Here is an 11,012-nt window from a genome sequence, read left to right as displayed (position 1 = left end):
CCCGCAGCGGCGAGGGTCGGATCGTTGGAATTGCGGACCTTTTGATGGGTCGAGCTAGAGTCGGATCGCCCTCGTCTTTCCCTTGAGGCCTGAACGGATACCCGGAGTTCGGCTCCGGATGACAAGCACAGGACAAGCGAAAGATGATGAACGATAGCATCGGGGTCGACATCTCGAAAGACCATCTCGACGTCCACAGGCTGAGCGACGGTGTGAGCCGGCGCTTCGCCAACGACAGCCGTGGCCATAGGACATTGATCGGCTGGTTGGAGCGGCCTGAGCTGCGTATCGTCTACGAGCCGACAGGCCCCTATCATCGGGCCCTTGAGCACAGGCTGGCAGAGGCGGGCTTCGCGCTGGTCAAGGTCAATCCGCGTCAGGCGCGGCGATTTGCCGAGGCCACCGGCAGGCTCGCCAAGACCGACCGGCTGGATGCTGCGATGCTCGCCCGCATGGGGGTGTTGCTCGAACTCGAGGCGCGGCCGGCGCGAGGCCCGACCCTCAACGATCTCAAGGACCTGCACATGGCCCGCGAGGCATTGGTGAAGAACCGAACGGCGGCCAGGAACAGGGCGAAAAACCTGACCTTGCCGATCCTCAAGCGCCACAACGCCGAACAGCTCAGGCAGATCGAGCGCCAGATCGCGGCCCTCGAAAACGAGATCATGGCGCTCATCAAGGTCGATCCCGACCTCGCACGACGCTTCGACATTCTCGTCTCGATCCCGGGCGTGTCAGCAATCACCGCCTTCGCGCTTCTCATCGACATGCCCGAACTCGGTACACTCGACCAGGCCCAGGTCGCTTCCCTCGCCGGCCTCGCTCCGGTCGCTCGCCAGTCCGGACAGTGGATCGGCCGCGCCTTCATCCGCGGCGGCCGGGCCAATGTCCGACGAGCACTCTACATGCCCGCGCTCGTCGCCATCCGCTTCAATCCCGACCTCAAGGCCAAGTACGACCGGCTCAAGGCCGCCGGAAAAGCCTCAAAACTCGCCATTACCGCCGTCATGCGAAAGCTCATCATCATCGCAAACGCATTGCTCAGGGATGGCCGCATATGGGAACCAACCCGTACTTGACCAACACGGATACTCTAGTGCGAGAGAATGTTGATGATGTTGCCGAAGGGGTCGCGCATGAAGAAACGGCGCACGCCCCAGGGCTCGTTGGTGATGTCGTAGACAATCTCCACGCCTGCCGCCTTGGCGCGCGCGTAAATTCGATCGACGTCGTCCACTTCGATCGAAAGCACCGGCACGGGTGTATTGTTGCCGCCTTCGCTGGCGACGCTCAGTTGCGGCATCGCCGCAGCACCCTTGGCCGCAAAGGTCCGGATCCATCCATGATCCATCACCACGTCGAGCTCCAACAAGTCGCCGTAAAAGGCTTGTGCCATCTGTGGGTCCGGGGCGTGGAGATTGGAGACGATACGCAAGACAGTCATTGGTTCTTCCTTATCCGGCGAGCAACGGAGCGCGCTCTGCGCTCACAGGTGTCGGTTTTCACGGCGATGCGGCCATACTGCCTTCCAAACGTGCCGGATTGAAGAGGGAATCGTCGGACAGCCTCAGGGTGTAGCAACCGCCGCCTGAGGTCGCAGGCCCGCACCGGCAAGCGCCACGCGCACCAGCGTCGCCGCCGCCTTGCCTGCCGTTTCCATATAGCTGGCATCCCGGTGCAGCAGCACCACGGCGAAGCTGCCGTCGAGCAGAAGCAGGATCTGCTTCGCCAGCATGATCGGCTCGGCAATGCCGGTTTCGATAAAGTTCTCGGCCATCCACGCCTCGAACTTCTTCTTGTGGGCTGCACCGATGCGGATTGCCGGATGGCCCGGCATGTTGGCCAGTTCCGCCGAGGTGCGCAGGAAACCGCAGCCCTTCCACTTCGGGTGACGTGCCGCCCGCGCCAGCTTGACGAAGATCGCCTCGACCTTGTCGGCCAGTTCCCCTTCGGCCGTGTCGAACCACTTCCGGAAGAGCTTGAGATTGGGCTGGTCGCGGCCCTCGAGATAGGCGGCGATCAGTTCGTCCTTGCTTTCGAAATGGTAGTAGAGGGTGCGTTTGGTCACCCCCGCCGCTTCCGCCACGGCATCGACGCTGACGGCGCGGATACCCTCCGCATAGAAGAGCTTTTCCGCCGCTTCGACGATCGCATCCCGCGTTGATTTCTCTGCTTTCGCCATCTCTCAAGTATACCGACTAGTGAATATACATCGCATCGTCGCTCACCTAGCCTCTCCCCGTCAACCCTAGCCGGAGAGCGACCATGTCCAAGACCGTACTGATGCAGATTTCCGAGGGGACCGCCCTCTTGACCCTCAATCGCCCGGAGAAACTCAACGCGCTGAACTATGAGCTGATCGACCGGCTCATGGTCCTTCTCGACACGATCGAAGTGAACGACGCTGTCGGCGCGGTGATCATCACCGGCGCCGGCGACCGCGCCTTCTCCGCCGGCGGCGACATCCACGAGTTCTCCGAAAGCGTGGCTGCGGGCGTAAACCCGGCCGTGCGCGATTTCGTCCGCCGCGGCCAGCGGCTGACGGCGCGGCTCGAAGCCTTTCCGAAGCCGGTCATCGCCGCGGTCAACGGGCTCGCCTTCGGCGGCGGCTGCGAGATCACCGAGGCCGTGCATCTGGCGATCGCCAGTGACCGGGCGCGCTTTGCCAAGCCGGAGATCAAGCTCGGCATGCCGCCGACCTTCGGCGGCACCCAACGGCTGCCGCGGCTTGCCGGCCGCAAGCGCGCACTCGAACTGCTGTTGACGGGGGAGGATTTTTCGCCGGAACGCGCGTTGGAGATGGGGCTCGTCAATCACGTCGTCGCCCATGAGGAGCTGATGCCCGCCGCCCGCGACCTGGCCAACCGCATCATGGGCTACTCGCCGCTTGCCATCCGCTCGATCATCACCGCCGTCACCCGCGGCCTCAACATGTCGATCGCAGAGGGGCTGCTGGTGGAAAGCGAACAGTTCGCCCAGATGGTGCCGACCGACGATCTCTCCGATGCGCTCGCCGCCTGGAAAGGACGGCATGTCCACGACGACCCGCCGCGCGACGGTTCCTTCTCGCGCCACTACTAAATTCAACCAAACGGTTGACAATCTTCGCAATCAAAGTGATATTCAACAACATGATTGAATATCAGAACGAACATCTCGATGCCGTGTTCCACGCGCTTTCGGATCCGACGCGCCGCGCCATGCTCCAGAACCTTTCGCAAGGCGAGAGACTGGTCGGCGAGCTTGCGGCCCCCTTCTCGATCTCGCTGGCCGCGGCATCGAAGCACATCAAGGTGCTGGAAGGAGCAGGTCTCGTGCGCCGCGAAGTGAAAGGACGCACGCATGTATGCCGCCTCGATGCAGCGCCGATGCATGCAGGTATGGAGTGGATGCGCCACTACGAAGCCTTCTGGCGAACGCGCATTGACGCACTTGAGGCGCTGCTTCTCGCCGACGACGCAACTGTTCAAAACGATACGGAGGAAAAGCCATGACATCGCCCGCCACAGCCTTTGCCAGCGCCGATTACGGCCGCGTCATCGCCCCCGATGCGGTGCGCATCGAACGCCTGCTTCCCGGCCCGATCGAGCGGGTCTGGTCCTATCTGACAGAGGAAAACAAGCGCCGGCTCTGGATGGCATCGGGAACGATCGGCTCTTCCGAGGGTGCAGCGGTCGAACACGTCTTCCGCCATTCGGAACTGACGACAGAGGATGATCGACCGCCGAAAAAATACGCCGATCACGCCGGCGAGGTTCGCAAGCACGGGCATGTGCTCGCCTGGGAGCCACCGCGCCTGCTCGCCTATAGCTGGGACGAAGGCACGGATACGCCCTCCGAGGTCCGCTTCGAACTCAGCCCGCGCGGCGACAAGGTGCTGCTGATCGTCACCCATACCCGGATCGCCAACCGCGGCATCATGACGAGCTTCTCCGCCGGCTGGCACGTGCATCTCGACCTGTTGCGCGACCTTTTGGAAGGAGAGCAGCCTGCAGCCTTCTGGAGCAAGTTTGCTGAGCTTGAAGAGCAGTACGACGCGCGCATCCCCAAGCGCTGACCGCCCGAGGTGACGAGACCTCAGAAGGGTGCACCGGCAAGGAATGACGGCCTTGCCGGCGCTTTTTGTCAAGTGCGGGCGAAACCGAGGATGAAGAGCGCCAGCGAACCGATCGATGCGAAGGTGCGAACGTGGTTCCACCAGACCCAGTCGGTGAGATAGCGCTCACGCCAGAGGTCGATTGCAGCTTGCCCGGGTGCAGCGGCCCCAAGTGCGTCGTTCATCGGCACGTTGAAGACGATCGTCACCAGAAGCACGCCGACGACATAGGCCAGGCCGCCCGCGGCCAGCAGCCATCGGCCCTCGCCACCCGAAATGAACGCGACGACGATCAGCGCCAGGCCGAGCAGCGCCGTGCCCATGAAGGCGCTGAGGAAGATCGGGTTCTGGATGACGACATTGATGGCGTTCATCGCGGCGATCCCCTGCTCCGGCGGCAGCCGCGACAAGGCTTGCATGATGCAGACCGAAAAGATGAAGAACAGCCCGGCCATCAGGCCGGAACCGATCGCGGCGGCAAACGCCAGAGCGGGGATCAGCGGGATCATGCGGCAATACTCCAAACGCCAGTTGCTGCGGTTTCCCGGGCGTAAGTTGCAAAGTCGCGCGGCCGCCGCCCAAGCACGCGCTCGACGTCGGACGTCACACTCGAATTGCGCCCGTCGAGCACCGAGGTGAAGAGATAGCGGATGAGTTCGACATAGTCATCAGGCACGCCGTCAGCCTGCAATTGCGCGGCGAAGTCGGCAACCGGAATGGCCTGATAGGAGATCGGACGTTTGGCCGCGGCAGCGATCTCGGCCACGGCTTCGGCAAAGGTCATCAGCCTTGGACCGGTCAGAGAATAGACCTTGCCGACATGATCATCGTCGAGAAGCGCTTCAACCGCGACGTCAGCGATGTCGTCGCAGCTGACGAAAGGCTCGGTGACTGTATCCACGGGCAGGAAGACCGAACCGCTTGAGACCCCCTCGGCCAGGAAGCCTTCGTTGAAGTTTTCGAAGAACCAGCTCCCCCGAATGATCGTCCAGTCGGCGCCGGAGGCCTGCAGCGCGCGCTCGGCCGCTTCCGCCTCGTCCTCGCCGCGCCCCGACAGAAGCACCAGCCGCCTGATGCCCGCGCCGACGGCAAGGTTTGAGAACTTGCGGATGGTCTCGACAGAGCCCGGCACCGCCAGATCGGGCTGGTAGCAGACATAGATGCGATCGACATTTTCGAGCACAGGCGCCCAGGTCGCCTCGTCCGTCCAGTCGAAGGACGGTGATGCCGAACGGGCGCCGATGCGCACCGCAACACCCCGCTCTTGAAGGCGCTCAGCCACCCGCCGCCCCGTCTTGCCGGTACCGCCCAAAACCAGTGTGACTTTCTGAGACATCGTTTCCTCCTAAGGTTCATCAACAAACATGAGCATCTCTCACATTTGCAAATGTGATAAATCCTCGTATTTTAAGAGTCAAGCCAAAATGTGAGCATCACTCATGATTACAGAAACAAGCCCATCCGCGGTCCCCGCCGAAGACGAGACTGCGCTGCGCCGGACACCCAGCCAGAAACGCAGCCGCGAGCGCGTCGAACAAATCCTTGCCTGCGCGACGGCGCTCATTCAGGAAAAGGGCAGCGACGCCATGCGGATGAGCGAAGTCGCTGAAAAGGCTGGAATTTCGATCGGCTCGCTCTACCAGTACTTCCCTGACAAGGCGGCGATCGTGCGCACGCTGGCCGAGCGCTACAATGCCGTGTGCAACGAGTGCATCGCCGCCGAACTTGCCAAGGTCACATCGCTCGCGGAACTACGCGACGCTTTCTGTGTGCTGTTCGACATCTACTACGACATGTTCCTGGCCGAGCCTGTGATGCGCGACATCTGGTCGGCAATGCAGGCCGACAAGGCGCTGCGCGAGATCGATCTTCTGCAAAGCCGCGCCGGCGGAAAACTTCTTGCCGATGTCTGGGCTAGGCTTGTGCCCGAAGCGCCGCGCGAAACCATTGATAGCGCCGCTTTCCTGATCATGCATCTCGGCGATTGCACCATGCGGCTTGCCGTGTCGGTCGATCGCACCGAGGGCGACCGCATCGTCGAGGCCTACAAGCAGATGATCCTCCGCGATTTTGTCGCTGATGAAGCGGCGGGCGGCGCAGGCTCAATTGACAACTCCATGACACGCTCCTAATCATCTGGGATCGATTGGTTCCCGGGACACGAACGTGTTTCGGGAGTAAACGGGAACGTGACGGATGGACCCATGCTGGGCATTCACATCACGGCCGACCCCGCGACTGTAGAGCGACGTCGATCTGCCATTCCGGAGCGATCCGGAAGAAGCCACTGGAAGAGACCACGAGAGGGTGGTCGATCTGGGAAGGCGAGGCAGATCCAGGGCTTCCCGCCCAGCGCCGTGAGCCAGGAAACCTGCCACTCGATACGGGCATAGGGCCCACACCGGGAATTTCCCGATGCCATCACGGAGGTTGTCATGGCTACGTCTACTGTTTCGAGCATTCCGCTCTCCCTCAGCGATCGTCTGACCGCTGGCGTCATCGCGCTCTTCATCGGCGCATTCCTCGTCTTCGGCGCCGGCCTTGCCAACTCGGCAGTGCTGCACGACACCGCGCACGACACCCGCCACTCCTACGGCTTCCCCTGCCACTAAGACGATGTTCCGGAACGTAACTCACGTTCCGCATCGAAGTGTCTGCGGACATGAACGCATCCGGCCTGTGCCGGATGTCGGTGTTTGTGCATGCCGGTTCGTCCGGCGCGCAACGGCCGTCCGCATGACAGAACGGGAAGGCTTGCAAACCACGCCGCAGCGCGTGGCTTTTGCCGTTATCGAGGGAATTCAAGATGATTGTCAGAACGCTTCTGGCCGCGATCGTGGCTGGACTGATTGCCGGTGTCTTCATGACCGGCGCCCAGGAATTTCGGGTAACCCCGCTGATCCTGCATGCGGAGGAATTCGAAGGCGAGGCTCCGGCCGCAACCGAACAGCCCGCTGCACAGCCTGGAACGACGCAACCCGCCGCCGAGGGCCATGACCAGCATTCGTCGCTGAAGGCGGTCTCACCGCTTTCCGCCATGCTCGATGCCCTGTCGCCGATCACGCCAGCCTATGCGCATGAGGGCGAACACGAGGAAGGCGGCATCATGTTCGGTATGAGCCGGTTCTCCGGCACACTCATTGCCAACCTCGTCACCGGCTCCGGCTTCGGCCTGCTCCTGGCCGGCGTCAGCCTGGTGATCGGTTACCCGATCACGCTCCGGAACGGCGCGCTCTGGGGCGCCTGCGGCTGGCTCGCCGTGCACATGCTGCCGGCAATCGGCCTGCCGCCGGAACTGCCGGGTTTCCCGGCCGCCGAACTCGGCGACCGCCAGACCTGGTGGCTGGCAACCGTCGCCCTCTCCGCAGTCGGTCTCTATCTCGTCGTCCTGCGCGAGGAGATCGTCTCCAAGGTCGCAGGCCTGGTGCTGATCGCAGCACCCCATGTCTACGGCGCGCCGCAGCCGGTCGATATTACGAGCAACGTTCCGGCCGTACTCGGCGCCGAGTTTGCGGTTGCCGCACTCGCCACCACGCTCGCCTTCTGGATCGTGCTTGGCGTCGTCTCCGGCTTCATCAACGAGCGTTTCGCGAGAGCAAACTGATCCGGCCGATCACGCCCCCCCATGGGCACCTGAACAAACGACGGCGGGGTTCAGGCCCCGCCGTTTTGCATGAGATGCGCGGCCAGCCGCGCGCGGCGATCGTCCGGCTCCAGCAGGACGCAGGTATCGCAGAAGCTGCCACCCTCCGTTTGGAAGTAGAGGCAACAGCCGCAACGGATCCGATATTGGCGCGACAGTTGCGCGCCGCTTGCCGGATCGACCGCGGAGATCTCCTCGTAGCAGAGCTCTTCCGAGAACAACCGCGAGCCCCGCCGCTTGACGATCGCAAGCGCCTCGGCCATGCCGCGCGCCTCGTCACCGATCGCGCGACCGATCTCCAGGAACGCTCCGGCAAGGGAATCCGCTGCCAGCCGCCACTGCGCCCCGGAAGAAAGCCCGGTGCGCTTTTTCAGGACCGCGATGACCGGCGCCAGATGGGCCGTGAAGCCGCGCTCGAAAGCGCTGATGCCTTCGGCATGCTGCGGCCCTTCCGCCACACCGAGGCGGAAATGATAACGCTTGCCGGCAACTTCCCGATCTTGGTGAAGGCGGGTCCACTCTTCGAAGCGAAGCCCGGCGATCTGCGCCTGAAGACCCGCGCCAAGATAGAGCGCGCCGAGAACCACACTCAGCTGGCGGCTGTAGAAGGCGATCAGATGTGCCGCCCGAATCCGGTCCGTCATGCCGATTGCGAAAAAGTCCTGATAGGCAAGGCTCTGCTCGATCCCGGTCCCACCAGCGGCCCAGAAGGCGGCCGGTGCGCTGAAGGCACTGTCCGCCGGCCCGAGCGAGACACCGGCGTCGGGGAACTGCGCGTGCAACCGCTCGACCACTGCCAGCGCCTGCGGCGGATATCCCTCGACCGTCCGCGCCATCCGCTGGTGATTTCTCGAATTCATGCCGTCTCCGTCGCCAGCCAGCCGCCCTCATATCCCGCGCGCTCAAGACCGCGCCGGATCGCCGGCAGGCTGCGTGTCAGCTCCCAGACGAAGCCGCTCCGCCAATTCTCGATCATCATCACGACGAGCCCCTGGTCAAGGCCGACGACACGCTCGTCGATCCAACCCGCAGGCCCCTCGCCAGCAAGGCTCGGATTGAACCCGCCCGGAAAGCGCCCTTCCTTCAGAAGCCCGGGATAGCCGGCCGCGACATGGCCGAGGGCCGATAGGGACGCATCCGGATCGAAAGGCAGACAGGCCGCTGCAGCCCAGGGCACGAGCGTGCCGTCATCCGGACCGAAGGGTGCGCCGCGGTTGACGTAGCCCAAAAGCCGCTGCCAGCGTCCGTCCTTGAGGCGCAGCCGGCCGCGTGGCGCATGGCAGGCACTGATCCCCCAGAGGCGTTCGCCATAGCCGGCGAAGCCACCGGGATTTCGCCACGCATGGTCGCGCTGCAGCGCGATGGCGCGCCGGGTATTCTCGAAGTAATCCGTCCCCCTTTCGCGCATCGGCCGATCGCCGAGACCGCGAAGGTCAAGCCAGGCCTGCGGGAACAGGTGGATGAACAGCGGGGCCGCATGGAGATGGGGCCCGCCGTCAGCCGCGATCCAGTCGTAACCCTCCGTAAAGGCGGCGTAGTGCTCCGGCTCGATCGCATGATCGGGCGCCCCGAGCGCCAGCACATAGAGCAGCAGCGCCTCGCTGTACCCGCGCCAGCGATGCTTCAGGAACCGGCCGGGCGGGCGCCAGCCCATCGTCAGTGTGTCACTCCGGTTCAACGCCCAGCGCCAATCCACGCGAGCATAGAGCCTTTCGGCGAGCGTGCGGATCTCGCATTCCCCCGTGTCCTCGCCGGAGAAATAAGCGGAGGTGGTCAGGCATCCGGCGATCAGCAGCGCCGTGTCGACGGTCGAGAGTTCGCTGCGCCAGGTGCGCTCGCCGGTCCGCATATCGAGAAAGTGATAGTAAAAGCCGCGATAGCCGCTCGCCCGCTGGTCGCGCGACTGCGGGCTCTCGGCCAGGAAGCGCAGCGTGGTCAACACCCGCCCGATCGCCTCGCGGCGCGAAATCCACCCGCGCTCGACGCCGATGGGATAACAGGAAAGGCCGAAACCGGTCGCCGCAATACTCGACGGCGCGCCCGGCAGCGACGTGTCCGCGATCAATCCGGTGGCCGGATCGGCGTGATCGAGGAAGTATCTGAACGCCGCCTTCTGCAGGCCATCGGTTTGAAATAGCCCGGCATTTTCCGTCTGTTTCAGCATTCCGCCCTTCCGGACCCTGGCCCCAGTCACAAGTACTTCTGGGCTAACGCCGGCAAATCACTCTTTGTTGAAGGCCAGCTACACCCAAATAGTCGCCGAAATCCAATCCTGTGTTACATTCTTCTAATCTGACCGCGCGCAATGACTGGTTGAAGCGATGTTGAGCGTGTTGGCGTTGATCCTCTCATTGAGTGGTGGCCCGAGCCCATCGACCGCCGCGTCGACGGATGTCGATGTCGAACTGATCCTGGCCGTCGACATGTCCGGCTCGATGGATCTGGACGAGGCGCGCATCCAGCGCGCCGGTTACGTGGAGGCGCTCCGGCACCGCGATTTCCTCGATGCGGTCGCAAGCGGGCAACTGGGCAAGATCGCCATCGGCTATTTCGAATGGGCCGGAACGGTTAACGAATCCTCCGTCGTCGCCTGGCAAGTGATCTCCACCGCCGCCGACGCCGATGCCTTTGCCAAGCTGATCGAGGCGCGACCGGTCGGCACCCGCCGCGGCACGTCGATCTCGAACGCGATCACCTACGGTACGGTGCTGATCGATTCGAACGCCTTCAACGGCATACGCCGGGTCATCGACGTTTCCGGCGACGGCCCGAACAATATCGGCCCGCCGGTCATTCCCGCCCGCGAGACGGCAGTCGCCCGCGGCATCACCATCAACGGGCTTGCGATCCTCATCCGCCCCTCGGTCTCGACCGGCCCGCTCGACCAGTATTACGCCGAATGCGTCATCGGCGGTCCCGGGTCCTTCGTGCTGCCGGTGCACGAGCCGGAGGATTTTTCGATCGCAATTCGCCAGAAGCTGGTGCTCGAGGTCAGCGGCCTGCCGCCGCCGCCCACCGTCCGCCTGGCCGATGCCCTTCCGGCATCCGACTGCCTGATCGGCGAGAAGCTCAGGCCCGGCTTCCTCGACCGCGTCTATCCCGAACTCGACAAATAGCCCCTCGCCGCCCCTACAGCGCCGCGCGTCTTATCAGACGCGCAATGGTCGCCCTAGCACTTTGAAGCGCTGCATGTTTCGTCCTTAAATCGGGTACGATTTAATGAAACATGCAGTTGTCGGCGCGCAACCCATGCGCGTCAGATTGTCGTTTCCC

The 11,012-nt window shown here is 63.5% G+C and carries 14 protein-coding genes and 1 riboswitch; of the genes, 8 read left to right on the top strand and 6 right to left on the bottom strand.

The features are described from left to right. Window positions 1-143 precede the first annotated feature (143 nt). On the top strand, window positions 144-1,079 hold the full coding sequence (locus tag ACTJKE_RS35025; protein WP_058326157.1) for an IS110 family transposase: 936 nt from the start codon (window positions 144-146) through the stop codon (window positions 1,077-1,079). 14 nt (window positions 1,080-1,093) lie between these two features. Here the strand turns inward: ACTJKE_RS35025 and ACTJKE_RS35020 are convergent, their stop codons facing one another. Both ACTJKE_RS35020 and ACTJKE_RS35015 read right to left on the bottom strand, forming a co-directional pair. Further along, window positions 1,094-1,444, bottom strand: a complete 351-nt coding sequence (locus ACTJKE_RS35020; RefSeq protein WP_057253238.1) for a VOC family protein — start codon at window positions 1,442-1,444, stop codon at window positions 1,094-1,096. Between the two features lie 123 nt (window positions 1,445-1,567). Continuing rightward, on the bottom strand, window positions 1,568-2,182 hold the full coding sequence (locus ACTJKE_RS35015; RefSeq protein WP_440693774.1) for a TetR/AcrR family transcriptional regulator: 615 nt from the start codon (window positions 2,180-2,182) through the stop codon (window positions 1,568-1,570). An 83-nt stretch (window positions 2,183-2,265) separates the two neighbouring features. Between ACTJKE_RS35015 and ACTJKE_RS35010 the strand changes: the two genes are divergently transcribed. From ACTJKE_RS35010 to ACTJKE_RS35000, 3 genes are read left to right on the top strand one after another with little or no spacing between them, the layout of a single operon-like run. Further along, window positions 2,266-3,081 (top strand): crotonase/enoyl-CoA hydratase family protein, encoded by an 816-nt coding sequence (locus ACTJKE_RS35010; RefSeq protein WP_440693772.1) that lies wholly within the window; start codon window positions 2,266-2,268, stop codon window positions 3,079-3,081. Window positions 3,082-3,131: 50 nt separating this feature from the next. Beyond that, window positions 3,132-3,494, top strand: a complete 363-nt coding sequence (locus ACTJKE_RS35005) for an ArsR/SmtB family transcription factor (RefSeq protein WP_440693770.1) — start codon at window positions 3,132-3,134, stop codon at window positions 3,492-3,494. Further along, the gene (locus ACTJKE_RS35000; RefSeq protein ID WP_058326816.1) at window positions 3,491-4,057 is read left to right on the top strand and encodes an SRPBCC family protein; all 567 of its coding nucleotides are present in this window, start codon (window positions 3,491-3,493) and stop codon (window positions 4,055-4,057) included. The genes ACTJKE_RS35005 and ACTJKE_RS35000 overlap by 4 nt, the downstream gene beginning before the upstream one ends. A gap of 68 nt (window positions 4,058-4,125) precedes the next feature. On the opposite strand, the gene ACTJKE_RS34995 is transcribed toward ACTJKE_RS35000, so the two are convergent. Beyond that, window positions 4,126-4,605: an anthrone oxygenase family protein gene (locus tag ACTJKE_RS34995; protein WP_058326817.1), complete on the bottom strand. Its 480-nt coding sequence runs from the start codon at window positions 4,603-4,605 to the stop codon at window positions 4,126-4,128. Beyond that, window positions 4,602-5,432, bottom strand: a complete 831-nt coding sequence (locus ACTJKE_RS34990) for an NAD(P)H-binding protein (RefSeq protein WP_440693768.1) — start codon at window positions 5,430-5,432, stop codon at window positions 4,602-4,604. Before ACTJKE_RS34990 ends, ACTJKE_RS34995 begins: the two co-directional genes overlap by 4 nt. Window positions 5,433-5,535: 103 nt before the next feature. Here ACTJKE_RS34990 and ACTJKE_RS34985 point away from each other — a divergent pair, with 103 nt between their 5' ends. From ACTJKE_RS34985 to ACTJKE_RS34975, 3 genes are all read left to right on the top strand, one after another. After that, window positions 5,536-6,228: a TetR family transcriptional regulator gene (locus ACTJKE_RS34985; protein ID WP_113512266.1), complete on the top strand. Its 693-nt coding sequence runs from the start codon at window positions 5,536-5,538 to the stop codon at window positions 6,226-6,228. Next, a riboswitch (cobalamin riboswitch) is annotated at window positions 6,227-6,489 on the top strand. (Overlaps the previous gene by 2 nt.) A 42-nt stretch (window positions 6,490-6,531) precedes the next feature. Next, complete coding sequence (locus ACTJKE_RS34980) at window positions 6,532-6,708, top strand: CbtB domain-containing protein (protein WP_057253219.1); 177 nt, start codon at window positions 6,532-6,534, stop codon at window positions 6,706-6,708. Window positions 6,709-6,902: 194 nt separating this feature from the next. After that, a complete protein-coding gene (locus ACTJKE_RS34975) occupies window positions 6,903-7,700 on the top strand; it encodes a CbtA family protein (protein WP_058324754.1) in 798 nt (265 codons plus the stop codon). Between the two features lie 50 nt (window positions 7,701-7,750). On the opposite strand, the gene ACTJKE_RS34970 is transcribed toward ACTJKE_RS34975, so the two are convergent. Both ACTJKE_RS34970 and ACTJKE_RS34965 read right to left on the bottom strand, forming a co-directional pair. After that, entirely contained in the window at window positions 7,751-8,599 is an 849-nt protein-coding gene (locus ACTJKE_RS34970) for a (2Fe-2S)-binding protein (RefSeq protein ID WP_245299281.1), read from the bottom strand. Continuing rightward, on the bottom strand, window positions 8,596-9,903 hold the full coding sequence (locus tag ACTJKE_RS34965) for a glucoamylase family protein (protein WP_113512265.1): 1,308 nt from the start codon (window positions 9,901-9,903) through the stop codon (window positions 8,596-8,598). Before ACTJKE_RS34965 ends, ACTJKE_RS34970 begins: the two co-directional genes overlap by 4 nt. A gap of 157 nt (window positions 9,904-10,060) precedes the next feature. Here ACTJKE_RS34965 and ACTJKE_RS34960 point away from each other — a divergent pair, with 157 nt between their 5' ends. Then, complete coding sequence (locus ACTJKE_RS34960; protein WP_057253211.1) at window positions 10,061-10,855, top strand: DUF1194 domain-containing protein; 795 nt, start codon at window positions 10,061-10,063, stop codon at window positions 10,853-10,855. Window positions 10,856-11,012 lie beyond the last annotated feature (157 nt).

The sequence above is a fragment of the Ensifer sp. 22521 genome (assembly GCF_052044795.1).
Lineage (GTDB): Bacteria > Pseudomonadota > Alphaproteobacteria > Rhizobiales > Rhizobiaceae > Ensifer.
The sequence above is the reverse complement of the archived record's forward strand: the minus strand, read 5'-3'. Positions and strand labels throughout refer to the sequence as shown.